General features: G+C 50.4%; 20 protein-coding genes and 2 pseudogenes. 8 read left to right on the plus strand and 14 right to left on the minus strand.

What is annotated here, in order from left to right:
- The first annotated feature begins 156 nt into the window (after positions 1 to 156).
- The gene (locus tag AAH187_RS01735) at positions 157 to 357 is read left to right on the plus strand and encodes a hypothetical protein (RefSeq protein WP_342346702.1); all 201 of its coding nucleotides are present in this window, start codon (positions 157 to 159) and stop codon (positions 355 to 357) included.
- Between the two features lie 214 nt (positions 358 to 571).
- Here AAH187_RS01735 and AAH187_RS01740 read toward each other — a convergent pair whose 3' ends face one another.
- On the minus strand, positions 572 to 1,027 hold the full coding sequence (locus AAH187_RS01740; RefSeq protein WP_342346703.1) for a metallophosphoesterase family protein: 456 nt from the start codon (positions 1,025 to 1,027) through the stop codon (positions 572 to 574).
- A gap of 35 nt (positions 1,028 to 1,062) precedes the next feature.
- Entirely contained in the window at positions 1,063 to 1,608 is a 546-nt protein-coding gene (locus AAH187_RS01745) for a hypothetical protein (protein WP_342346704.1), read from the minus strand.
- Positions 1,609 to 2,049: 441 nt separating this feature from the next.
- Here AAH187_RS01745 and AAH187_RS01750 point away from each other — a divergent pair, with 441 nt between their 5' ends.
- The 3 genes from AAH187_RS01750 to zwf all read left to right on the plus strand — a co-directional run bounded on the left by AAH187_RS01750 (position 2,050) and on the right by zwf (position 9,854).
- Positions 2,050 to 2,688 (plus strand): hypothetical protein, encoded by a 639-nt coding sequence (locus tag AAH187_RS01750; protein WP_342346705.1) that lies wholly within the window; start codon positions 2,050 to 2,052, stop codon positions 2,686 to 2,688.
- Between the two features lie 31 nt (positions 2,689 to 2,719).
- Positions 2,720 to 7,918: a hypothetical protein gene (locus AAH187_RS01755; RefSeq protein ID WP_342346706.1), complete on the plus strand. Its 5,199-nt coding sequence runs from the start codon at positions 2,720 to 2,722 to the stop codon at positions 7,916 to 7,918.
- Between the two features lie 367 nt (positions 7,919 to 8,285).
- Entirely contained in the window at positions 8,286 to 9,854 is a 1,569-nt protein-coding gene (gene zwf / locus AAH187_RS01760; protein WP_342346707.1) for a glucose-6-phosphate dehydrogenase, read from the plus strand.
- Between the two features lie 307 nt (positions 9,855 to 10,161).
- Here the strand turns inward: zwf and AAH187_RS01765 are convergent, their stop codons facing one another.
- The 8 genes and pseudogenes from AAH187_RS01765 to AAH187_RS01800 form a co-directional block, all read right to left on the minus strand.
- Positions 10,162 to 10,413: an NmrA family NAD(P)-binding protein gene (locus tag AAH187_RS01765; protein ID WP_342346708.1), complete on the minus strand. Its 252-nt coding sequence runs from the start codon at positions 10,411 to 10,413 to the stop codon at positions 10,162 to 10,164.
- A gap of 101 nt (positions 10,414 to 10,514) precedes the next feature.
- A pseudogene (locus AAH187_RS01770) lies at positions 10,515 to 11,636 on the minus strand (IS3 family transposase).
- A 64-nt stretch (positions 11,637 to 11,700) separates the two neighbouring features.
- Positions 11,701 to 12,153: pseudogene (locus tag AAH187_RS01775) on the minus strand (NmrA family NAD(P)-binding protein); the annotation flags it as partial.
- Positions 12,154 to 12,230: 77 nt separating this feature from the next.
- Positions 12,231 to 13,382 (minus strand): Rieske 2Fe-2S domain-containing protein, encoded by a 1,152-nt coding sequence (locus AAH187_RS01780; RefSeq protein WP_342346709.1) that lies wholly within the window; start codon positions 13,380 to 13,382, stop codon positions 12,231 to 12,233.
- A gap of 81 nt (positions 13,383 to 13,463) precedes the next feature.
- The gene (locus AAH187_RS01785; RefSeq protein ID WP_342346710.1) at positions 13,464 to 13,748 is read right to left on the minus strand and encodes a cupredoxin domain-containing protein; all 285 of its coding nucleotides are present in this window, start codon (positions 13,746 to 13,748) and stop codon (positions 13,464 to 13,466) included.
- Positions 13,749 to 13,990: 242 nt separating this feature from the next.
- Entirely contained in the window at positions 13,991 to 14,332 is a 342-nt protein-coding gene (locus AAH187_RS01790) for a hypothetical protein (protein ID WP_342346711.1), read from the minus strand.
- A 223-nt stretch (positions 14,333 to 14,555) separates the two neighbouring features.
- The gene (locus AAH187_RS01795) at positions 14,556 to 16,532 is read right to left on the minus strand and encodes a cation:proton antiporter (protein ID WP_342346712.1); all 1,977 of its coding nucleotides are present in this window, start codon (positions 16,530 to 16,532) and stop codon (positions 14,556 to 14,558) included.
- Between the two features lie 390 nt (positions 16,533 to 16,922).
- Positions 16,923 to 17,282 (minus strand): sulfite exporter TauE/SafE family protein, encoded by a 360-nt coding sequence (locus AAH187_RS01800; RefSeq protein ID WP_342346713.1) that lies wholly within the window; start codon positions 17,280 to 17,282, stop codon positions 16,923 to 16,925.
- 354 nt (positions 17,283 to 17,636) lie between these two features.
- On the opposite strand from AAH187_RS01800, the gene AAH187_RS01805 reads away from it, so the two are divergent.
- From AAH187_RS01805 to AAH187_RS01820, 4 genes are all read left to right on the plus strand, one after another.
- Entirely contained in the window at positions 17,637 to 18,494 is an 858-nt protein-coding gene (locus AAH187_RS01805) for a class I SAM-dependent methyltransferase (protein ID WP_342346714.1), read from the plus strand.
- Between the two features lie 149 nt (positions 18,495 to 18,643).
- Positions 18,644 to 20,179 (plus strand): NFACT family protein, encoded by a 1,536-nt coding sequence (locus AAH187_RS01810; protein WP_342346715.1) that lies wholly within the window; start codon positions 18,644 to 18,646, stop codon positions 20,177 to 20,179.
- 25 nt (positions 20,180 to 20,204) lie between these two features.
- Positions 20,205 to 21,212 carry a hypothetical protein gene (locus tag AAH187_RS01815; RefSeq protein WP_342346716.1) on the plus strand — a complete coding sequence of 336 codons (1,008 nt, stop codon included), beginning with the start codon at positions 20,205 to 20,207 and terminating at the stop codon, positions 21,210 to 21,212.
- A gap of 532 nt (positions 21,213 to 21,744) precedes the next feature.
- Positions 21,745 to 22,203: a hypothetical protein gene (locus AAH187_RS01820; protein ID WP_342346717.1), complete on the plus strand. Its 459-nt coding sequence runs from the start codon at positions 21,745 to 21,747 to the stop codon at positions 22,201 to 22,203.
- Between the two features lie 664 nt (positions 22,204 to 22,867).
- Here the strand turns inward: AAH187_RS01820 and AAH187_RS01825 are convergent.
- Genes AAH187_RS01825 through mobB form a run of 4 tightly spaced genes read right to left on the minus strand, consistent with a single transcriptional unit; the run spans position 22,868 to position 25,618 of the window.
- The gene (locus AAH187_RS01825; RefSeq protein ID WP_342346718.1) at positions 22,868 to 23,659 is read right to left on the minus strand and encodes an ABC transporter permease; all 792 of its coding nucleotides are present in this window, start codon (positions 23,657 to 23,659) and stop codon (positions 22,868 to 22,870) included.
- The gene (locus tag AAH187_RS01830) at positions 23,656 to 24,411 is read right to left on the minus strand and encodes an ABC transporter ATP-binding protein (protein WP_342346719.1); all 756 of its coding nucleotides are present in this window, start codon (positions 24,409 to 24,411) and stop codon (positions 23,656 to 23,658) included. Before AAH187_RS01830 ends, AAH187_RS01825 begins: the two co-directional genes overlap by 4 nt.
- The gene (locus AAH187_RS01835) at positions 24,411 to 25,109 is read right to left on the minus strand and encodes a NapC/NirT family cytochrome c (RefSeq protein WP_342346720.1); all 699 of its coding nucleotides are present in this window, start codon (positions 25,107 to 25,109) and stop codon (positions 24,411 to 24,413) included. The genes AAH187_RS01830 and AAH187_RS01835 overlap by 1 nt, the downstream gene beginning before the upstream one ends.
- Before the next feature lie 5 nt (positions 25,110 to 25,114).
- Positions 25,115 to 25,618: a molybdopterin-guanine dinucleotide biosynthesis protein B gene (mobB, locus tag AAH187_RS01840; protein ID WP_342346721.1), complete on the minus strand. Its 504-nt coding sequence runs from the start codon at positions 25,616 to 25,618 to the stop codon at positions 25,115 to 25,117.

Consider the following 25,618-nt stretch of genomic DNA (forward strand, 5'->3'; position numbering starts at 1 on the left):
TGCCCGGTGTCAAAATCCACACAGCACAAATAAGGTAAAACTCTCCTGCTTTTCAAGCATTTTATCAATTTCTTTATCAGCGATTTCTGGCACGGTTCTTGGTCTATTGGATAGTACACACAAGGCGAAACGTTCATAATTAACAAGGGGTTGTCCATGGGTGAAACCGAATATTTAGACCAGGAAGATCAGGAAAAAGCGGTAGAAATTCGCATTGAAGATGTCATTTATCGCTCAGATGAAAGCCCGGCAGTTGTGCTGGCGATCAAACGAACCTGTTCCTTAAGTGGAGAATGCAAAGTCGGACATGTGACCTTGGGACATGAAAATACCCTTCGTTTGTATCTGGAAACCTAACCATGCATTCACTCTCTTAAAGGCATGATTGCTTTAACCCAAGAATTTCAACCCAATGCTCTCATCCTCGTATCAACTTCATGTCCTCAAGGATTATTGCACATCAATATCCCTTGATCAGTGAGCAATCGGTTAAACACCCAAGTCTTAACCATTTCACAAGAGTGGACAAGGCGGCTCACAGAAGACTCACCATTTCTCCTCCCCTCTCGTCTTAATCTTCAACCTCAATAATTTCAGGGGTAAGGCCGGTATCCGTCAAATGAAGACGGGCCACGGTAATTGGAAGTGTAAATCGACGAGGGCCGGCGCTGCCAGGATTGAGGTAGAGTACTCCCTTCCGTCTCTCAGCAGAGGCGCGATGGGAATGACCAAAAATGACCGCGGAAAATTCCGAGGCAACAGGATCTAAATCCAAGTGATCCAGTTCATGCAAAACATATAAAAAATACGATTGATGTTCGACGACATTCGTCAGAGGAATTTGCTCCGCCCAAGGTTCACGGTCATTATTCCCACGGACGGCGATCACCGGAGCGATGGTCTCCAGTGTCTTCAGGACGTCAGGGTTTCCGATATCTCCCGCGTGGATAATTAATTCCGCTCCGGTCAACGCCTCAATCACCTGATGGCGCACTAGACCGTGCGTATCAGAAATTATGCCTATCATGTTCTCGCTCTTATTGGATACCCTCATCCTGAGAATTAGGATTGTTTAGTCAGTTGATCACTCAATTTCAAAAAATCCCCGTAATGTCGTTGGCCACACTCTGGACAAAACCCATGGGTAAATTGGACATTAGATCGATCAGTAATAAATTGTTCGAGCGGTTGCCAGGTGTCATTCTGGTCACGAATCTTTTTGCAAAAACTACAAATAGGAAGAAACCCCTCCAATACGTTGACCCTTTTGACCAAGGCTCGTGTTTGCCCGGCGGTTCGACTTACGAGAAATTCCATGCCACCTAAGACTAGTATTCTGATAATGGTGTTGATCGAGGCATCGAATATTGTCAGGTGAATGGGCCATAACATTTCAGAAAAATACAAACGGATAAGGGGCATCGTCACTACAAAGGCCAGCCCCCGGGAAAATCCACTATACCAGGAGGCGAGAGACACCGGAATAAGATACAAAATGGGAAATTGAATGGTGGGACCTGCCGCATAATCCCCAATGAGAATGACAACTGCCAACACACTCCAATAGACAGGAAATAATTGAGTCTGTGCCAGGATTTCTTTTAACAAAGCGTGTCCTGACAGGCAGTGAAGGGAAGTGCGGAAAAGGCGGCATAAGCCAATACAGAGATGGGTGAGGGCAAATTTAGGGCTACATAATAGCACAGGATTCCGATATCACATATGGGATATTCAGGGAAGTTATCCTGAGTAATTTCGGTACCGTCCCTTATTAAATCCGATACAACAAGTATCTGATTCGATACAACCGGTATCTGATCCGAAACGACTGGTCCGTCCAGAATCTAAAATCCACAGTGACTGAATAGCCTTAAAATGGCCTATTAAATGAAACATTCCCTGCATATGATTCCATTCTGCTGAATTCAACCTTAATGGCATTGAGGTTGCAAACATCAGGAAATATCTCATTCATATTTACTTCTAAAACACATGGGCCGGGAGCAGATGGGACGATATTCTCATATGATCTCACCAGGGAGGTTTAGTATGCCACTGTCACCTCACAATCAACATTTTGAAACGGGTCAGTTCGACGGATTCATCACACACGGTCTTTGTCAAATTCAAAAATCATTTGATACGTTCCTGAGTTCGCACACGTTTCTCCCTGTCAGAGGCGACTTCTTTGCGCTGCTAGAGGATCCACGAAGGATCGATGGCGATGGGGTACGAAAGCTGGCCCCAGGGGACCCGCAGCCGGTTGACACCTCACACCTGTCTTTTACCCCAGATGCAGATGGTCGAAACACTCTAGGCGTCGATGGAGCCATCCTTGAATGTCAACAGGTCACCATCAATGTCGGAGAAACCCTCTGGTTCCATTGGGCCTTTACTCGTTTTGATTGGTCGCCAGCCAACGACTTCGCCGTGTTCGCCGCTTATGAGGGAGATCATGTTGACACCCAGCCGATCTTTAAAAATGTCTTGACCCAAACCATAGCACTCGAACGGCAAAATCGATGGTACACCGATTGGCAAGCCTTCTCTTGGCGCCCAGTCACCAAATTTTCCGGGACCCTTCGTTGGATTGTTTCAAATGGGATTTCGACATCACATGCGCTACCACGACCGGGCGGAAGCGCCAGACCCTCTGCCTTACTGATCGATTGCGTTGAATTGACTTAAACATGAACTCGCAAAAATTGAGGAGAAAATAATGAACCAGACACAAGCAGGGTATAAGACCAATTCAACTATGGTGATTCATGATTCCGGCTCGATGAGATTCGGGTTAGGTGTGATGGCACTGGTGATGACGACCGGTTGTTCCACGATGCAGCACCCACCGAATCATCCCCTACCCCGGACTATTCACGCCGAGGTCGTGGCTTTGGAGCATCAGATTACCTATAACCGCTTCGGATCCATGAATCCATACGGGATGATGTATGCACTCAAGCAGGATGTGGTCAACAAAACCGATGGCCGTCCGATGGACAAGGATTCACAACCAGGCCAAGTTCGACTTCGGGACGGAAAACGCCCACGCCCCTTGGTCTTGCGAAGCAATCCAGGCGACCATCTCGTCGTGCACTTCTACAACATGTTGTCACCGGAGCAGCCGGATCTGAGTTCAACCACCTGGGAAGCCCCCTATACCAATCTGAATGAAAAAGAACTGCCGCCTTTACCAGGAGAAGAAGAGGAGGTTGAGGCCGCCGGTTCGCCTATTGAGGGAGAAGCATTAACACAGGGATGCGGTTCGAATCTCTCCACCGGAACACCCCCAAATCCTGCTGATCGCCGAAATGACTGGCCACGGACACGTTGTGCCTCGATCACTATTTCAGGATTGACTCCGGCCGGAGACACATTCGATCCTCACACAACCGGGATTGCGGGAATTCTCCCGGGAGAATCGATGACCTATCAGTGGAACATTGCCACAACCGCTCAACCATCCACTCACCTTTTTTTTAGTAATGCCGCACCAGCAGGAGGTGAAGGGGACGGAGGCAGCATCGTGCATGGCCTTTTCGGGGCTCTGCACATTGAGCCGGCACAGAGTCGATGGTACCGGAGCCAAACCACTCAAAGTGAATTTGAAGCTGTTCAAGCCCAAAGACAGGGCTCCGCATTACTCAACTATGATGCGGTGGCGGAAGGCGGAAGCCCGATTCTGAATTTCCTGAAACAGCGCGGCCCCCATGACTACGACCTCGTTCACGGAGATCTGAACGCCATCATCATTGACAACAAGTTGAGTGAATCGCCTTCGTTTCGAGAATTTACGGCCGTGTTTCATGATGAATTGAAAACCTTCTACCGTGACGAATTCACCGAGCTCGAGCAGTCGTATACGTTGTCAGGAATACGTGATGGATTTGGGATAAATTACGGTGCCAGTGGGATGGGCACGATTCTGTTGGCCAATCGTAAAGGCATCGGACCGGCGAAAGATTGCGTTGAATGTGCGTACGAAGAATTCTTTCTCGAATCCTGGGCAAACGGAGATCCGGCACTCCTGCCTGAGTTTGCCGACGATCCATCCAATGTGCATCATTCGTATTTGAACGATCGTGTAGAGTTTCGCAATTTGCACGCCGGCCCAAAAGAGACCCATGTCTTCCACCTGCATGCACATCAATGGCTTGCCCAAAAAGACTCGGGAACCGGAACATATTTGGATTCCCAAACGATCGCCCCTCAACAAGGATTTGTCTATCCTATTTACTATGGTGGAAGCGGCAATCGAAACAAAACGCCTGGCGATTCAATCTTTCATTGCCATCTGTACCCACACTTTGCCCAGGGCATGTGGGAATTATGGCGTGTTCATGATGTGTTGGAAGACGGTTCACGTCGTCTTCCGGACGGTGAATGGGGCCCTGGCACTCACCCGCAGACGGGGGCGACTGATCCGGACAAAGGCACTCCTATAGCAGCCATCATCCCGCTTCCCGGTCAAGCCATGCCGCCAGCTCCTGGGTATGGGCCGGAACAAAACCCTGGCTTCCCCTTTTTCATGCCAGGAGAAGCCGGCCATCGCTCACCGCAGCCACCGATGGATATGGTGCATGATGGCGGACTGCCTCGCCATATCATCACCGGAGGAACTCGAACGGTCTCACACATGACTCACGCACAGATTGAAAATATCCCGGAATCGCAACGAGGCCAGGAGGTGGTCCAACGCGCCCTATCGACCGGAGACCTGTCAGTCGCTCTGGAGTCAGCACAGATTGAGGTCTTGCCGAAAGACGGCACCGCCACGGAGCAAGCGGCGATGGCGTTTCATGCCAAAGCGACAGGGCATACCAGTGCCAAACCGGATGGGACGCCTTCAATCTATGAGGTGAACGGCCATGCCCCCCAACCTGGCTCTCCGTTTTCAGATCCCTGCGATCGCTCTATTGCCAAACTTGCAGGACAGGTTGATCCCAAAGGGGATATCATCTTCCGTGACTACCATGTTTCGGCGATTGATGTGGATCTGATTGTCAACAAGCAAGGATGGCACGATCCGCAAGGGCGTATCAACGTTCTCGATACTGATGTGAGCCAATACACCGATCCCAGCGGAAAGACAAAAGTCAGCACGGATAAAGCCAAGCCGTTCTTTTTCCGCGCCAATTCGGGAGAATGCATTCGCTACTATCATACGAATCGAACCTCCCACGAACTGGAGCTGGACGACTTTCAAGTAGCCACACCCACGGATACCATCGGGCAACATATCCACCTCGTGAAGTTTGACGTGATGTCCTCGGACGGATCGGGCAACGGCTGGAATTATGAAGATGGCACGTTTGCACAAGGAGCCATTCGAGAACGCATTGAAGCCAGTCACCAACCTGATGGTCATGCCACAGATTCACATGGTCACCCTATCGCGTTGAACGTACCGGGAGCCAACGAGTATCAGACCACCGTTCAGCGCTGGTTCGCAGATCCCTTAATGGAAGACTATAAGCTCTGTGAAGCCCAGGGCGGTGTGAGGGGAATGCCTTCGGGGGCTCCACAGGCATGTCAAGATCGCACTATTCGTACGGTCTTTACCCATGATCATTTTGGTCCCTCCTCCATTCAACAGCATGGATTCTACAGTGCCCTCCTCATCGAACCTTCAGGATCCACATGGCTGAAACCAAACGGAGATCCGCTTGAAGATGGAGTCGGAACACAAGCCATGATTACCAAAGCCCATGACGAAATGATGCATCCTGACCACCGGGAATTCGCTCTGGCCATTGCAGACTTTGCCCTCTTGTATGATCCGAACCGAACACAGGAAGAGAGCACGCCTCATGGAATGCAGAAACTGATCGAGAAAGCCGCCGCGGCAGAAATCGATCCGCCCGTGGTGGATGAGCTCCGAGAACATGCCCAGGAATATTGGGATGCCAATGGTCGCCCGGTGGAGCCTCCATTGCTGCCGGAAGCCATTTCAAAAAATCACCATAATCCCTACCTGGTGAACTATCGCCATGAAGCCATTCCACTCCGTATTGGCCTGCGTGATACGGATGGCAGTATTAAGCGTCAGAAATCTGGACTGGAAGGTGACATGGCCATGGCATTCAACTCACAAGTGCATGGCGATCCCTTCACCGAAATTTTCGAAGGCTATGAGGGAGAATTGGCGCAATTGCGGGTGATACAGGGTGCGCAAGAAGTGCAGCACATGTTGAACATTCATGGCATGCGATGGCCTCGGGAGATTGCCAACCCCGACTCTCCATTGGTAGCCGCACAAGAGATCGGCATCTCGGAGCATTTTGAGATGAAACTTGGTTTCGGCAACGTGACCCGAGGACTGCACTTTGTCGATTACCTCTATGACTTCGGCGCGGTCGATGATCTTTGGAACGGCGCGTGGGGATTCATTCGGGCCTTTAATGGAAAAACAGCGGCTGATCCGGGGAATCTGACCTTGGCACAGCTCGGCAATAGGACACCTCACGCCCTGAAAACCACCGACCCACTTTTCAAGCCTATTGGGAAAAGGCTTCAGCCCTTACCAAGCAATCCCTCTGGGAAACTTGAGCTATTACCAGAAATGGATCCCTATGAAGGCACTTGCCTAAAACCCAAAAACTTCGGGGAGGAGGGGAAGTCGGCGGAGGTGACCTTCTATATCGACGCGGTGAGTATTCCTGATTGGTTGGGCGTTGATTTGCCGTTTGATCGCGCTGGAGGCATCTTCGATCCTGACGCGCTAGCCTTTATTCTCCTGAAGCGAATTGCTCCAGGAGAAACATCTCCAAACGATCAAACGTTAAATCAGCTACGAGAAAATTTAAGAGCAACCTATCAAGCACGGTTGGAGGACCCTACCGTTATGGATCCGATTGAGCCGCTCGTCCTTCGAGCGAACGCGGGGGACTGCATCAGAGTCGAACTAGCCAATCAGTTACCTAAATCCTTATCGGACAAACCTGGTGATGCTCTAATGCCTAAGATTGTCCCGCTCAATGTGGACCAAAATTTAGAAGAGGGAGCATCCGATGCCGATGATATCAGACCTTCCACCTCTATAACCTTGCATCCTCAACTCGTCTCCTATGACGTCGCTTCACAAAATGGGGCGGCTGTCGGATTCAATGGTGGGGACCCGATCGGTCCTGGTCAACAGACACGCTATTATTGGTATGCGGGTGTGGTCACCATTGAGGACAATCGGCTAAAGCACGAACCAAAGGAGTTTGGTCCGGTGAACCTCACATCTTGGGGTGATATTATCAATCAGCCTTCTCATGGTTTGATCGGCACATTGATCATCGAGCCCCAAGGGGCAACCTATCATGATCAGGTCTCAGGTGAAAGGGTTCCAAACGGAGGGGTTTCCGTCCAGGTCAAATACCCGGATCCGGAGATGGGAGTCTCACGCTCCTTCCGTGAGCACGTGATTCTCTATCGAGACGGGCTGAACCTTCATTACACAAAAAAAGATGGCTCTACCTCACCAATCCCCGACTGTCGGATCTGCGATGATTCCTACGATCTCGGAGATAAAGCGTTTAACCATCACACCGCGCCCTTTCAAACGCGGCTGGGCCAGGAACCTGACGCAAATTTGAACGAAGCATTCTATCCGACCAACTTCTTCACCTCAGCATACAAACCCATCCCCACCACCACGTATACCGCCGAGCCAGGGGAAGAGGTACGATTCAGGGTACTGCAACCTCATGGACGAAGTCGGCAGCATGCGTTCATGGTGTATGGACATGATTTCCAGGACATGTTGCCGGATTTCGGATCTCCGCATAGTCCGCTCATCTCGGTGGGCAAGGCGATAACTGTCACGATTCCGGAAGCTCAGGAGGGCAACTGGCTGTATCGGGATGGCCCGGCACAAATGTGGTCAGGTGGTCTGTGGGGAAGCTTCAACGTTGGCACGCCTACGCAATGATTCCTGATCCTAGATGGACCCGGTCGAGCACAGATAGCGCTCGACCGGATACTTGCTCTATTTTCTTCTTATTCCATGCTTCAAGATCTCATTCGCCTTTGAGGGAGCCATGGAGGAGCCGTAAGTCGAGGGGTTGGTCCGCTAGCTAAGGATGAGATGATACGGAGAGTTAACTCGACATAGCGCTTTGCCATAAAAATGGTATGATGTTCATGAAAGGCAAAGTCGTTTGAGGCTGCGGCAAGCTGCTGTGGTCTTTTTTATCATGAAAAGACCATTCTAAGGATTCAAGTTCCATTCCTCGGTTGAGTGATTTTCTCCATGAACCCCCAATGGGAATAACACTTCCGGAAAGGTAAGAGAGTCAGTGAAAACGTCCCATCCTGTTTTCGACCACGCCGATGAACTGAAAGAAAGTCCCCTCTTCCAACAGTCCAGTAATGGGCAGACGCGACCGCCCACGTTATTTATCATCTTTGGGGCCCAGGGGGATCTCACGAAGCGAAAATTGATTCCCGCGTTGTATAACCTGGCCTCAAGCCATCATCTCCCTCAAGAATTTGCCATCCTTGGGATAGATGGGATTCCCATGCATACCGATGACTTTCGGGAAAAGATCCGTCAGGACATTGATGAATTGTGTCCCCGTCCCATCGATGCCACGATCAAAGAATGGCTCCTTGATCGCCTGTATTACCTGTCAGGGGATTTTCGGGATCCCCAGACCTACAGTCGTCTTCATGACCTGCTGACACAATTAAATACAACACACGAGACCCAGGGAAATTATCTCTATTACATGGCCACGGCTCCGACATTTTTTGCTGAAATCGTTGAGCAACTTGGCGCCAAAGGATTAGTAGAACATCGAAAAGATTTTTCCCGGCGTATCGTCATTGAAAAACCATTCGGACATGATTTGCCATCGGCCAGATCGCTCAATCAAGCACTGAAACAGGTGTTAGATGAAAGTCAGATTTATCGAATCGATCATTATCTGGGAAAAGAAACCGTTCAAAACATTTTAATATTTCGTTTTGCGAACGGCATCTTTGAACCCATCTGGAACCGTCAATACATTGATCATGTCCAAATCACTGTGGCGGAAACGTTAGGAGTTGAGCATCGTGGGGCCTATTATGAAAAAGCCGGCGCGCTCCGCGATATGGTCTCCAATCACCTCTTACAAATTTTGGCATTCGTGGCGATGGAACCACCGAATACATTTGATCCCGAAGCAGTCAGGAACGAGAAAGCCAAGGTCCTTCGCGCCATCCAGCCAATGAACCCCGTAGAGGTCTTACAATCAACGGTGGCCGGGCAGTATGAGGCCGGATCGATTAATGGTCATAGTGTCCTTCCCTATCGAACGGAAAAGGATGTCGATCCAGCCTCCCTGACTGAAACGTTTGCCGCCATGACCTTAGGCATTGAAAGTTGGCGCTGGGAAGGCGTGCCCTTTTACCTTCGGACCGGAAAACGGTTACACACCAGGGTTACCGAAGTGGTCATTCAGTTTAAATCTGCTCCGCTGATGTTATTTCGTAAGACTCCCGTCGATCGCCTCACCCCGAATGTACTCGTCATTCGCATTCAGCCGGATGAAGGCATTTCCCTAAGTTTTGGAGCCAAAATTCCCGGACCAAAAGTCCAGGTGGGGACGGTGGATATGGATTTCCAATATGCGGAATATTTCGGTGATGCCCCGAGCACGGGCTATGAAACCCTCCTACACGACGTGATGGCTGGAGACGCCACACTTTTCCAGCGAAGTGATAGCGTCGAGGTGGGCTGGAGTATCGTCGATCCCATCGTCAAAGTGTGGGAGAGCCTGGGCTCGCATGCCATTCGTCCCTATAGCTCAGGTAGCTGGGGACCGCCGGAAGCCGATGCCTTGTTGGCAAAAGATGGCCGAATGTGGAGAAACCACGGTTAACCAGGTAATTGGATGGATTCCGAATATGATCGGAAAAGAAATTGTGGAATACGGGCTATGAGGGCGAGACAGCCACGAAGGATGAAGAGCGAAACGAAGGATGACCCAATACAAGACATGATATTGATCCACTCACGCCAGCGGAATGCGATGTTTATTGAACGATACCAGGGTGCAAAGGTCTGGAGTGAAAGATTGAGGCTGCGCGAGCCACTGCAGGATCACGGGCCTCGCAAAATACCTCCTGAAAATCCGGTTTGAATTGGAACATATTTCCGAGGTCGTCTGCCCCGGGAAAATCAAAGCTTCAATATAATTCCGGAAATACATCATGGTAGTGACTTTCTTGCCCTAAAGCCTGAGTGAAAGTCGGGGCCATTTCTTTTCCCGTCAAGTGTTCCCCTGCCACACCGACCGTTTTGCCGATATATTCCCTGCCCCTCTTAAAAATGCCATAGGCACACCTGCCGATATCCTCTGCGGCAATGCCGGGAAGTTTTTTGTCACCCATGGGTAAGGTAAAGGCGAGTTTCCCGTCAGCGCCTGGCTTTGGCCCCATCCCGAAGTGAAAAAGTTATCCCAATAAAATGACGTTAAGAGGTGGTTCCCTTTCTCTGCACACTCGAACCCCATTCTTAAGTGGATACGCATCCCCATAAATTATGCGACCTCAGCCACTGGCAACCGGGTGAAATACGCGGTGTCTGGGGTCAGTCCAGTATGTACCTGATGTGGGCGCCTGGAATTGTAGAATGCAAAATACCGTTTCAGCCCTTGCTTGACCTCGTTCGGGGTCTCATAGGGGTGCAGGTAAATATCCTCATACTTGACGGATCGCCATAATCGTTCAACAAAAATATTGTCACGCCACGCGCCTTTGCCGTCCATGCTCACTTGAATGCCTTGATCTTGAAGCGCTTGAATGAATCGCGCACGGGTATATTGACTGCCTTGATCGGTGTTCATGATGGCTGGACAACCATATGTCTCAAGCGCCTCTTCCACGGCATCCATGATAAATTCCACATCCATTGTCACCGACACGCGCCATGCCAGCACGCGGCGAATATACCAGTCGAGGATCACGGTCAGATAGACAAATCCATGAGCCATTGGGATGTAGCTGACATCCGAGGCCCACACCTGATTGGAGTGCGTAATGGACAGATTCCTGAGTAAGTACGGATACACGGTGTGGCCACGATGCGCCTGCGTCGTCCTAGGCTGGCAATAGAGCGCCTCGATGCCCATCCGTTTCATCAGGGTTCTGACGTGTTTCCGTCCAGCGCAATAGCCCTCCAATCGCAGAAGATCTCTCAGCATCCGCGATCCAGCGAATGGGTGGGCCACATGCAGTTGATCCAGACGATGCATCACTCCCAGTTCATGCTCCCTGACTGGTGCTGGTTTATAGTAGAGAGAGCCTCGAGACAATCGGAGTGCCTTGGCTTGCTGCGAGATGGGTAAGGCATGCTTCCGGTCAATCATGGTTTTGCGCTCAACCGTCCGGCCTTGCCGAGCGCGCCTTCTAAAAAATCATTCTCCAGCGTCAGCTGCCCGATCTTTGCATGAAGTGTTTTCACATCAACACGTCTCGCGCCACTTCTCATCGAAGGCGCCGGGGGCCTGTTCCAGCAGCTGGGCTTTCCATTGAGCAATCTGGTTGGGGTGGACATCAAATTTCTTCGCTAACTCAGCAGTGGTGAAATCGCCCTTCAGGGCCGCCACCGCCACCTTCGCCTTGAACACTGGGTTGTGATTCCGTCTGATTCGTCTACTCATGATAAGCTCCTGTCTATGAAATGCAGATGATTGAAACAGGTCTACTTATCCACTTAAGGCGGTGTCAAATTTTCCGGGACCCCCTCTTTAATAAAAACGTGGAGGAAAGCTCTCGTTCGGTGAAGAGAGCACTGGCCTCTCCCTTGGCATCGAAGTGTGGCACGTTATATTTCCCCATTAACGTTGGCATTCGGGTATCACTGAGAGGCACCCATTGACGCGTATCTTCAAGCGTTGACCAGATCACATGTTGCACACCGGCCTGTTGGGCTGCCATCGCCATGGCTTTTACCTCGTCCAATTCCTTTTCAGGTGAAAAGTGTGCCCGGAAAAATGTGCCACAAAAGGCACCGTGCGCCCCTTGAAAGGCACGTTGAAGGCTTTCGGGATCATCCACATCCGCTAGCACCAGTTCCGCTCGGAGTTTGACCAAATCCTGGGCATGATCCGAGTTCACGTCACGAGTTAAGGCACGTACCCCAAAACCACCAGCCGGATCGTTAAGAATGGTTCGAACTAATCCTCCACCTTAAGCGCCCGTCGCCCCCACCACCGCAATCATCTTTTTGTGCGCCATCCTTCCCTCTCATGAATTTAATCCTGAGAATCCCCTGAGGGATTTTGTGAGTCCCTAGAGCCTTGCAACTGAGCCCTGGTGTCCAGTTCGTGGGCTTTTCGCCCTCCTCTCGCCGTTCGGGATTCGCCTAAACTTCCGTGCACCATCAGCCTGGCCATTTGAACACAGCGTTCTACCAGGGCGGTCGCGCCTTCCCGGAGAGATTGGGACTTCTGCACGTACCGCATATTATTTTGCATGTCCTCCGCACTCCATCCTCGGGAATGGGCAATATAGGGAAACTGCGGGAACTGCACACCGATTTCGGCGAAAAACCCCAGTAGTTGCCCAGCCACAGCCTGAATATTGTCCTGCCCACCCGTAATGATAAACCCGCCCACTTTATGATGAAGCAAATGTTTATCTGAAATCGTTTCTTGATTCTGTATGCAGTTCATCCGCTCAACCATCTTGAAATAAAGGCTGCTTGCAGCCCCCCAACGAATGGGAGTGGCCAATACCAATACATCAGCCCAATGCACCAGTCCCTCGTAGACCTGGTCCATCTCATCTTGTGGATCCATCTGCGTAATCGAACAGGGCCAGGTGCAGGCCCGTGATGATTTGGAATAAAAACCCTCACAAGGGCGAAAGGACAGATCCCGAAGACGCAACAAGCGGGTTTCACATTCTAGATTGTCCGAGGCATGCTTCAGCCCGATTTCAAGCAAATCTTCTGAGGTACTGTAGCGAGGATGATCGGGCGTCATAACGGTCGTGGAAAGCCCGAGAACCCGAATCGGACCTTCCTCTCTGTGGGGAGTTCGAGCAAGCGGATGGGGTTCATGTGCTTGACGAGTTCGTTTCGAAATCGCCGTGGACCGAATCAAGACTCGCCCCTCCTCTACTTTCACCTCATAGGCCGGCACCGCGTCTTCTTCATGCCCGGGTTCCCCTTTGCCCGTTTGATAATGAAACTTCCAATAATGCCAGGGGCAGACCACGTATTCCCCATCTAAGGTTCCTTCACCCAATGGCCCGCCCACATGGTTGCACGCGCCATTGATCGCTCCGAACTGCTCATTGCGGTAGGTTAAAGCCACAGGGGTTCGCCCGATCAGCACTTGCTGCACAGGCTGATGCTTTAAATCTTCCACACCACCGACATCAATCCAGGTTGCATCCGGCATGTTGACTCCTGGGTTAAAATGAATCGTCAATCTTTTTTAACGCAAAAAATAATTGTCGCAAACTAGAAGGAGAGTGCAATTCTATTGTGGAGGAGCATCTCTGCCTTTCGGATCCTCTACGATTAACGTTCCGCCCATAATCGGATGGATTTGGCAATGGTAAGAATAGCGGCCAGGGGGTAGCCCTGGAAGAGTGTATGTCTTCCCCTGTGCGACCTTCCCTGAATCAAACAGACACGGTTTCTCTGTTCCACAATCATCATGTTGGACGGTATGAGGAGACGCGGTGGCATTCATCCACTGAATGGGAACACCGGCCCAGACCACAGCTTCATGGGGATAATAATAGGGAGGAAAATGCTCCATCCGGATTGGTTCATTTATGAATTCAGCTTCTGCCGGCAAATTTCCCATCAATACCAGACTTATCAATATGACAATATGGATCTTTTTCAGAGCTCTATCTCCTTTTTTGTGAAATGGAGGAATTATCTTATTTATGCTCATATGTTACCAAAGCGCATGCGGGTATCAAAAATTATCGAATCTCTCCTCACTCGTTCACCATTTGGTGGCATGACCGATACTTTTGATGGACTGGTTCAGCCTTAGAGGAAGAGAACATGCAAGAGGACGGCACAGAGGGAGATGGCGGATAGAGCGATCGCCGCAAGACTGAGTTGCAAGGCGCGGTGTTGATTAGATGTGGCCACTGAGGCGGCCTGTTCAATGGCCGCAACCGTACTTTGCAATTGTTCAGCAAGTTCCTTGACATGGGTGGCGTTTTGGGAGGCGGCTGTTTGTAATTCGCTAATTTGTTGCTGCAACAGATGTGTCTGATCTGTGGGAGGGGCAGAGCCTTTCTTGGTAAACGCTGGTGCAGTGGCCGAAATGATTGTCCCGATATGTGGAAGAACGGCTTTAAGTGCCGGAATAAGCCATGTTGCCATAAGAATACCTCACAACAATAAACGTCTATTAGTCCGATGAAGTACCATTAGCAATATGCTGAAAATGTCGCTGTTTGTCAAAAAAATGGCCAGAAAGCTCAAAAGATGTTCTAAACAGATTTTTGTGTGACGCGTGGAGTGACGGTCGGCATTCATCCACTACGGAAAATGTAGGGCTTCCATGACGAATTCGATTCATAACCCCGCGAGGCTGGTCCCCACCTTATCCGAACAAGGCACGCTCGGCGCGCTGAAGGTCATCAGGCGAGCCGAATAACACAAGAACATCCCCTGCCTCCAGCCTGGTCTCACCTGAGGGCATGAGCTGCCGTTGCCCTTCCCTCACCATAGCGGCAATCGCAACCCCATTGAGATTCAATTCATGTAAGGAATGTCCCACAATCGAACTGTCCGGGGGTAGAACCACCGGGCGAAGGCGGTCGACGTTATGTTCCTGTCGCGTGTAGGCCAAAAGGCTATCGCCTAGAAAAAACTCACGTAATAAATGATAACGCCCATTTCGCTGTTCCCGCATACGGCGTGCTATACGGGATATGGGCACATTCAGCAACACCAGGGCATGTGCGGCGATCATGAGGCCTGCTTCCAGTGTCTCCGGCACCACCTCTGTTGCGCCAGCCGCACGCAGTTCATCAACGTGGGTTTCATCGCGGGTGCGTACCATGATCGGAAGATCTGGACGCAGGGTCCGAAGGTGATGCAGGGTTTTATGAGCAGAGGCCACATCTGCGTGGCCGATCACGACCAGCCTGGCCGTGCCGACACCAACGCCTTCCAGAATGGTGCGTTCGGACGCATCCCCGTAAAAAACTCCCTCGCCGGCGATATTCGCGTCCTTTACTCTGGAGGGATCCAGATCCAATGCCAAATAAGGAATTTTTTCTTCTTCCAGAAGGTGGGCCACACTCTGACCGATGCGCCCGTACCCGCAAATGATGACATGATCGCGAAGATGCCCAACGGTTTCGATGCTGACTTGGGGAACGGAATCCTTTCCCTCACGGGCCGGACGAGGTGCACACCAGCGGGCAAGCACCTGGTTGTACCGGATGAGAAATGGAGCCACAATCATAGAAAATAATACAGAGGTCAGCACAATCTGACCCATTTTTGGTTGGATCACACCTACGTCCAACGCGATAGAAAGCAAAGCGAACCCGAACTCACCTCCCACCGCCAGCAGCCAACCGGTACGCCAGGCCGTCATCGCATCCATTCCGGCAATGCGTACCATCAGCGCCACGAGTAAGGTCTTGATGAGCAACAAGACTGCGGCTCCCGCCAATGCCAAATGCCAAATTTCAGGGATGGACGACGGGTCGACCAACATACCGATCCCGATGAAGAATAGACCAAGCAACACATCGCGAAATGGACGAATTGTGGATTCCACCTGATGTCGGAATTCGGTCTCTCCTAGCATCATGCCTGCCAGGAATGCACCGAACGCCATAGACAGGCCAAGGCTACTCGTGGTCCATGCCGAGACCAATGACACAAACAGCACGGTCAGGGTGAATACTTCCGTCGAACGGAGTTCCGCAACCAGATAAAACAAGGGGCGCATCACCCATCGGCCGGCCAGAAAGACCAGTCCGAACGCCAGGGCCGCCTTTGCAAACGCCATTCCGAGCGAACTTGCCAGAACCGCGACCTCCGTATTCGCCATAGCGAGTACAGGGATGACGACCACGAAAGGGACGGCTGTGACATCCTGGAAGACGGACATGGCAATCCCCAACCGTCCATGCCGGCTATGCTCCTCTCCCTGATCGGTAAGTTGCTTGCTGATAATGGTCGTGGAGGACTGAGCGAAGACCGCTCCCACCACGAAGGCCGCCGCAATGGGCATCCCCACGAGCCAAGCCAGGAGGCCCACTGCGATCGTGGTGAGCAGGACCTGCCCCGTGCCAAGACCCAATAGCTGATGACGCAAGGCATGGATCTGCGGCATCGAGAAGTTCAGGCCGATGGTAAACAATAAGAAGACGATACCGAATTCTGCCAGTGCCCGAATGGGCTGGGCTTCGATCACCGGTCCGGGGGTGTAGGAACCCAGCAACACGCCAACGAGCAGGTATGCAAGTGGGGAAGGGATATGGAGTCTGTGGAATACAACCACAACGACCACGCCCGTTCCAAGTAACAAAAGAGACTGCAGAAAAAACTGCTCAATCATTGAAATTCTTCCGGAAGCATCGATGCCATACGGGTCTAAAATTGTTCTTGGGCACCGTCAGTCGACCGCTAAAAGTTTACGTCTGTTCCGAGGCTACTCCGAAACCTATCATGGGAAACGTATCACGACGGACGGTGTCGAGTCCCAAGAAACACAAAACTCATCATGAAAGGATAAAAGCGGCCATGCGGGCTAAAATCTAGGATGTAGCCCAAGAGAAACCATGCCCACAATAGTTACTATTAAATATGGTGAATTGGCAAGATCCCCTTGTGACACATCTCATTCCAAGGAAAAGTGAATTTACCCTTCACCAGATATTCGGTAACGAAAACTGACGAGGCTCAGTATTGATACCTGCGGCTCATTTGTTGGTGGCTCCGCCTGCACTTACTTTTTTACAAACAGATATATCGCCAGGCCGATGAGAATGAGGGCAAAGATTTTCCTGAACATATCAGTGGAAACACCGTCAACAAAGCGCGCACCGATTTGTGCTCCGATAATTCCCCCCAGGCCGAGCAAAAGGCCATATTTGTAATCCACATGAGCCAGCCTATCGTGGGCAAACAAAGCCGAGATCGCAATAACCAGGATCCCGACAAAGGAGGTGCCAACAGCTTTTTGTGCCGTGAAGCCTAGAAAAAGGAGGAGGGGAACCATCAAGAATCCGCCGCCAAGCCCAGTGAAGGAAGCACCTATGCCCACAAAAACCCCGCTCGCAATAATGGCTAACGATGTAATATCCATGAAAACTTTCCTTTTCGAAATTGTGTGAAACCAACGAACCAAATGTAGCAGGGAACCATGAAATTGGAGTCGAGCGTATTCAACCGGAACAAGTGATTTTCAAATTTCCGTTTCTCCTTTCCTCACTCCGGAAGCAATACTTTTAATAGAGCGGAAAAGGTCGAGTATGGAGTGAGTATGAAGAGATTCAACTCTTCCCGGCCCATATCCCTGGAAAGAGACCACCGCATTCCCGTAAGATTGCAAAGCACAACAAGCAAGGGATTGAGGGTTTCCTTATTTCAATAATACCCCACCCGACTGTTTGGCGAAATCGTAAAATGAGTTCACTCCGATAATAGAAACGAGGTTTCCATGACTTCTCCTGAAGATGAATCTCCCCAATCAGTTTCAATGGCTCAATTAGCCGATCCCCATCTTCTTTACCAAAAGAGCGTGCAAAGCCCTGAACTTGATATGCCGTTCCTCACCGAATATTTCGAGAGCTATACCAATACTCCCCTTCGGCACTTTCGGGAGGATTTCTGCGGAACCGCCTTTTTATCCTCCCATTTCGTGACCCGGCATCCCGACAATCATGCCTTGGGCATCGACCTGGATTGGCCTACGCTGAATTGGGGTATCAAACACAACGTTTCGCATCTGACTCCTGAGCAACAGCAGCGGCTCTCCCTCGTGAATGACAATGTCTTGAACGTCCAACACCCCCTCTCGCAACTCACCGTCGCCATGAATTTTAGTTATATGGTGTTCCGTGAGCGCCCGACCCTTTTACAATACTTCAGGAATGCCAGACGGTCGCTTCAGCCCGGCGGGTTGTTTGTGCTGGATATCTGGGGCGGCAGCGAAACACAGGTGGAGCAAGAGGAGCATCGAGACATTGACAATCCCGCTGATGACGGCATTGGCGATTTTATCTTTGTTTGGGATCAGGATGTCTTTGACCCCTCCACGTATTTCTGTACAACCCGGATTCATTTCTTCTTTCGCGATGGCAGTGAGCTTCGCAATGCCTTTGTCTATAATTGGCGCTTGTGGACGATTCCCGAAGTCACTGAACTCATGAAAGAGGCCGGCTTTGAAGACGTGCACTTTCTCTGGGAAGGCCTCAATGCAGAAGCGAATGAAGGAACAGGCACCTATCATCGCGTGGAGAACGGTGATTCCGACCCGTCATGGATTGCCTATCTGGTTGGCCAGAATCCAGAATAAGGGATGGTATCTCAACTTGATCCAATACCCGTTCATAACTCCCTATCATTCTTTGCAACTGGCAGAACCGTTGTCTGGCATGTTCCCGAAGAAATTGAAATATTCATTTCTTTTTTCCACCCTCTTCTTCCAGCCGACACAACGTAGCTATGGCACTTTCCCTTCCTGAATGTGAGTCCATTGTCGGGGAATTGAACCGGGCTCTTGTCGGTGGGTTCATCCAGAAAATTCACCAGCCCCGACCGTTGACATTAACTCTCGATGTCCGATCGCCAGGACAAACCTGTTCATTACTGGTCTGCGTGGAGCCACGGTTCGCCCGTCTGCATCTCACCTCTCAGAAGTTTGAGAATCCGCCAGCTCCCCCACCCTTTTGTGCGTTCCTGCGTTCACATCTTGAAGGTGGACGAATTGTGGAGATCAGCCAGGAGCCCAAGGATCGGATTGTGTCTATCACCATTATAAAAACCGAACAGGTGTCTGTGTTGGTGATTGCCTTAACGGGCAATCAGGCAAATGTACATGTCTTGAATAAAGGGAGATTGGTGTTGCAGTCGCTACGGGAGTCGCGGGTCAAGATTGGCGAGCACTATACGCCCCCACAGTTAAGGCCGAGACCGCCGGAGCCTGTCCCTTCCCTAACCATGGCTAGCCGCATCCCACAGGACAAAACTGTTGTTCATCAAAGAGAGCAAATTGGTGAGCCGCTTCCTGAAGCCTCCACTCAAGGAAAAGAGGGATTTGGGCAGTGGTATCCAGTATCCGCTGAATTGGAAGCCCGTTATGGGGAAGAAGAACAGGAAGTAGGCAAAGACACTATCCTTGAACATCAACTCGCTCAGGTTCGGAAGGCGCTGAAGCATGCGAAAAGAAAAATCCAAGCGTTACAGGAAGATTTCAAAAAAGTGGAACGGTTCCGGGACTATACCCGCTATGGGGAACTCTTAAAGAGTCATCTCCATGAGATCAAACGAGGACAGGAGTCTATCGCCATCGTTGATTACTACGATCCGGCCTTGCCCACTCTGACGCTCCCTCTTGACCCGTCAAAAGATGCGGTGTGGAATATGGAAGATTACTTTCGGAAATATCATAAATATATCGGGGCTCAGGAGCATCTCCAACCCCGTGTGGACCAGGCCCAACAGGAGGTGGCCCGATTGGAGGCGAAATTGGCTCAATTGGAAAATGGGATAGCGGATCCTGATTTTTTGCCTACAACCAGGAAAGCAACAGGGCCCCCGGTTTCCCCGGGCACTCGAGCATCCAAAGGCAGACCGGCTCCAGCCCAAGGCTACCGGACGTATACATCGGCCGATGGGCTCTCAATTTTAGTCGGGAAAACGGCAAAGGACAACGATCATCTGACCTTGAAGGTCGCCAATCCGGATGATCTGTGGCTCCATGCTCGAGGGACACCAGGCTCTCATGTAGTGGTTCGGTTGGAAAAAGGTGCCACGGTACCTCCGGAAACGTTGAAGGATGCGGCGACGCTGACCTTATGGTTTAGTGACTTCCGCAAGAGCGGGAAAGGGGAAGTGATTTATACCTTGCGAAAATTCGTTAAAAAAGGCAAAGGCTTCAAACCCGGATCCGTCACCGTGGAGAGAGAGAAGTCGCTCTGGATTGAATTAAAAGAAGATCGATTGAAGCGGTTGAAGGGTGAAACAACATCTTTCAGGTAGATGAAAAATGAAGGAGGTCCTGAACATGCGAAATTCCTGTACTATAAGCGTTTGGCTTGTGCTCCTTCTCGTTCTGACTTCCCTTTCAATACAAGGGGCCCACGCCAAAGACCCGTCTCCAACATCCCGGGAATACAAGCTGATGCTCAAACCGGAAATTTTTAATGGGACCGATCCTTTACCGGCCATTCAAACGCTATGGAACATGTCCTTCCAACCAATCCTTGATACCACGCTCGACCTCCATTCAGATGGCAAACCTCGATACCACGGAAGTTTTCACCTCGATAAGGAACGTATCGTCAGGTTCTGGGATACCCCGGCTCCCCGGCCATGTTTACTGAAACGACACGGCTATATTTTTCGTGAACGCGTACGAATTGAAGAAGGAAATAAAAAAACCCGCGAAGTGACGCTAAAATTTCGGAGTGCTGACCAATATCTCGCAGCCACCAAGGAGATGATCGCCAAAAATGATAAAGCCGAGACAAAATTTGAAGAAGATATCGGCCAAGTCATCGTTCAAGTTTTTGACGAATTCGGTGTGCTTCATCGATATACTGACAGCAATCCCTCATTTAAAAGTGTGTATTCACATTCAACGACTCATCCCTTTGGAGAAAATAAAACACCTAATACGATAAAGGATGTGCTCAATTTATATCCAGGCTTAAGCGACGGCCTGAAAGAGGAATCCGCCAAGGTTAACAAAGACGAAACGATTGTGCCGGTTTCGGATATGGAGGTGTACGAAAAGGTATATACGGGCCCAATCATGGACTTAGGAAAGCTGGATGCTACCTTTTCCCTCACACTCTGGTATTTAAAAAATGATCAAGCCGCCACACATCCGATGATTGCCGAGATCTCTTTCAAATACGAGTTGCCGAATGGAGAAAATACTTTTCCTCGTAAAGTAGCGAAACGGGCAAAAGACGTGTTTGACACGATGCAAACGCTGCCGGCAATAGATCCAACCTCGTCAACCAAAACAGCGGCCGTTTATGACCACGCTAATTTTTGTGGGTCATGATTGAAGGTTTTACAGTTTCGGGTTCCTGAGTTTTGCGTGCGAGCTTGGGCAGCCTTGACACTTCCATCTCATCGTTTGATTTGTTCAGGAGCAAGCCCATTCTTGACCAGGGAAAACGAAAAACTTTCGGTTTATTGTTCCCTGCATCAGTCTTCAGCGGCCACGACCAGGGCCTCTGTGTGAGATGTTCAGCTAGTCCAAGTATAAAAGCCAGGAGTACAGGAATTTCTGCCATCGAGCGAATGCCTGGGACCTGTTACAAAAACCGCCTTCCGCTCTTGCCCCGTGCACAGTCCATCTCACTTGCTCACCAATCAGGTGCACGCCTCTAGCTCATCCCGTATTTTCGTGTTTTCTGACTTGTCCACCATACGGGGAATGACAGAGTAACCACGTTCCAACGTCAGAAACGGGGAAAAACGGAAACGGTTCACCGCTGAACTTCACGATCTTCACACAACTCGCTTAATGCATTGCTTTTGCGTATAGGAAAATCTCATCTAACCGATAGAGACGAGATGTCGAGGGTGAAATGAGAAATATTTGTACGCTTGGGCTTGTGGGTTTCTTGGCTTTCCTTGGTGGATGCGTCTCGTATCATACGGCCAATGATGAGCAGATTGATCTCTATCTCAGCACACTGGATGATAAGCATTTCGTCTGGTGCGAATTAGATCTGGAGCAGTGTCAACATGACTTTGAGCAATGGAAACGTACCACACGGGGCACCAAAATAATCGAGGAATTCGAACAAGAGGACGCTCGGCAACCAGACAATACCCACCACTTGTCGAATGTCTTTCGCACACGTTTTGTGGATGAAAGCCGGTTACCAAAAGAAATGGAAGGAGAACACGGCAAGGGGCAGGACTTCAGTCAGGACTCCGAAAGGTTTGGTAGGTCGTTTTCGTCTATCGCTGAGAATGGAACTACCATAGAAGAAGGAATAAGTCCCCCTCCAAGAATACACGGTCCGCAATTCGCGCCCTAATAGGCTTGAGAAGGCCTTGCCGCATGATTTACCAACGGAAGTGGATTTTGCTGCCTCGTTCGCAGGCTTCATACATTCTCTCTGACACTGCCATGGCTCAGCTCACCATTCGGATCAGAACCAATGAATGTGTTCAACATCCCCAGCACGCTGATTACGGAACCAGCGGCCCCTTAATTTAGAACCAAAGATTCTCTTGAATTGCATACGGCATTCATCGCCAGGCCTGTCCTGCCAAACACTCCAACGCGCCCGCACTACGGACCTTCTACAAAAACAAAACCCTTACTTCAATATTTAAATATTTTCTCGTGCAAAATTTGAATTATTTATGGCAGCTTAAAGTCTTTGTCTTATTCAGTTTTTTCGAGGGTACACCGTGCTTGCTAGCGGGAGCCACCTTGTGCTTCCTCACCCTTGCAAGGGAAACATTACCGAAGAGGGACAGCTGAGTGCGGTAGAGACCCTGACGTATCGTGATGCATTGCAGTTGTCAGCCACCGCTGCCCAGTGAAGAGCCTACCTCCCCTCGCTATTCATGGTGGGTCCCACAGGGCGCAACCTTTTCTTCCAAAGGAGGGCGATCTAAGAACGACCAGTCATAATTTCACCTGTCCTGAACAGGGAAACGATGGGGGAAGGATGTTTGGTCTTATTGATGTTTTTACTCCCCTACCCGGACAAGCATGCCGCGATCTTTGCAGATACTGAAGGTGTGGTAGAACCATGCCACGATGATCACAAGGAACCCACAATTGAGTCCCGTGGCCCACAACAAATGCATTACCGGCAACTCTCCAGTGGTGAGGACGGCACGCATCCCTTCGAAGATATGCGCGGGAGGGACCATCCAGGCAATCGACTGGAGCACTGGAGGAAGAACCTCAATGGGGTAAAATACGCAAGAAATGGGTTGAAAAAGAAAGACCATTCCCCAGGCCAGCACTTCTGCCTGCTGTCCGAAGCGCATGATAATCGAGGTGGTGAGCACGCCAATAATCCAGCCGGATATCACCAGATTGAGAACGAAGGGGAGCAAGGAGAGTCCCATCTGGAGAATATCGTAGGAATAAAATACCCAGGCGAACAGCATCATCAACCCGCCCACGGCAGTGACCTTCAGCACACTCATGGTCATGGTAGCCACGAGATATTCTCCAACCGTTAACGGACTGGCAAACAAGTTCATCAGATTGCGAGCCCACATTTCTTCTAAAAATGAGACGGCAATGCCTTGCTGCGCGCGAAACAACACATCCCAGAGGATCAGCGCTCCAAGAAAAAATGAGACGGCGCCATGCAGCGACATCCCGACCTTTTCCAGATAAATCGTAATAAATCCCCACACCACGAGATCTAGAAACGGCCAATAAAAGATCTCCAGCAACCGGGCAAAGCTTCGCTTGTAGAGATACATATGACGCGATAATAAGGCGAGGATACGACCGAGACTCATGGACCGTTCTGTTCCCTGGCCAACTTTAAAAAGACCTCTTCCAGGTCTCGTTGGCCGTAGCGTTGAATGATTTCCTGGGCGGTGCCTTCCGCCACAATTTTCCCCCTTTGCAGGAAGATGATCCGATCGGACATTTCCTCCATCTCCCGCATGTTGTGCGAGGTATAGAGAATACTCAATCCTTCCGAGCGTTGGTATTCTTTTAAAAATGATTTAATCTTATTGACGATATCAGGGTCCAAGCTGGCTGTCGGTTCATCGAGAAACAGCACCTTGGGTTCCGTCATGAGAGCTTTGGCCAAGGTGAGCCTGGACATTTGGCCGGAAGACAGTTTTCTCGTGAGGCGATGCCGAATGTCCTCCATTTCCAATTTTTTGACAATATCATCAATACGGTGCTGGATATGCTTGAGTTCATAGAGTCTAGCAATGACCTTGAGATTTTCCTCTACCGTTAAGGAAAACGGCATCGAAATGTAGGTTGAGGAAAAATTCACCTGTTGCAGAATGGTTTCCCGATGTGTGGCCAGATCCAGCCCGAACATGTGAATGTTTCCGACCGTCGGCGTGATCAGCCCTAACAACATATGAATGGTGGTGGTTTTGCCGGCACCATTCGGACCAAGCAAACCGAGTATTTCACCTTTTTTGATGTCGAAAGAAATATTATCGACGGCCGTAAAGCCTTGAAACCGTTTGGTGAGGTTTCGAACTTCAACGACAGAGGAAGTGATGGAACCGGAGGCAGGCATTAAAACAAAAATCCACCGATTTTATCGGGTAAGTGGCAGGTTTCACAGCGATTACTCAGCACTTCGCCTTCGTACTGTTGTTCCCCATCATGACAACGAAGGCAATCGGCCATGTTGGCTTTCCAGAGCACAGAGTCCGTGGGATGATCTGGTTCATGGGACTGGTCATCGAGCTTGACATGCCCACGCGGGATCACAATGGGATATGCTTTTATCGGCGATCCATGGACGACACGCCCGTGACAGGTCGTACACCCCTCCCCTTTTCCGCGTTTCTCAAAGGCTTCCATGTGTTCGCGGTGATTCATAATCAGTCCGACATCCTTCACTGGGGCGGGCAGATCACGGACGGAAACTTCCGTCACCCGCAAGATGGCTCGATGACAACTGATGCACACGGAAGAAGTCACATGGGATTGAAGATTGTGTGGTTCGGTCGGAGTTCCCAAAAATGTGATCGCGACGTCTTCTAGTCCAGCAAAGACTTTATCCTCAATAAACCCGGAGATGCCTGGACGCACGTGACAATCAACGCAGGTGACATCTTTATGACTGGACCGAATCCAGGAATCGTAGGAGGGTTTTATAGTATGACAACTCGCACAGAAGGTCGGCTGATTAGTCAGCGGGATAGCCGCGGCCCCTCCTAAGGCCAGCACCAGGAGTGTGGCCGCAATGAGGGTCAGGCCTTTTCCCATGGAGGTTACGAATCCCTTTGCAGGGGGAACTGTTTCATGATCAGCTCCGCCAGTCCCTGGACGTCGTCCCGATCAAACCAGGGAGCCGAGCATTCGATGCGTTTCATTGAGGCCACCGCCAACAAACCATCCAACGACACATCCACTTCTTGTAATTGCTCACGCACGACGACGACCTTGGGGAAGCCGTGGCTTTTCCAGCCTTCGGCAATAATTAAGTCAATTCCTCCATGAATGAACCGCTCCCGAATCTGCTCGACAGGAAGTTCTTCCGGGACATCAGCAAACATGGCCAAGCTACCTTTGGATAAGACGATGACCGCACTGGCCCCTGCACGTTTGTGACGCCAACTGTCTTTGCCTTCGGTATCCAGGTCAAACCCGTGCCCGGCATGTTTGATGGTGGCTACTCGATAGCCCGCATGCGTCAGTTCCGGGATCAGCCGTTCGATTAGAGTCGTTTTGCCACTGTTGGAACGGCCAACAAAACCCAATATGGGAGGTGTCAT

It is taken from the genome of uncultured Nitrospira sp., from assembly GCA_902500695.1.
In the GTDB taxonomy this organism is placed as follows: domain Bacteria; phylum Nitrospirota; class Nitrospiria; order Nitrospirales; family UBA8639; genus Nitrospira_E.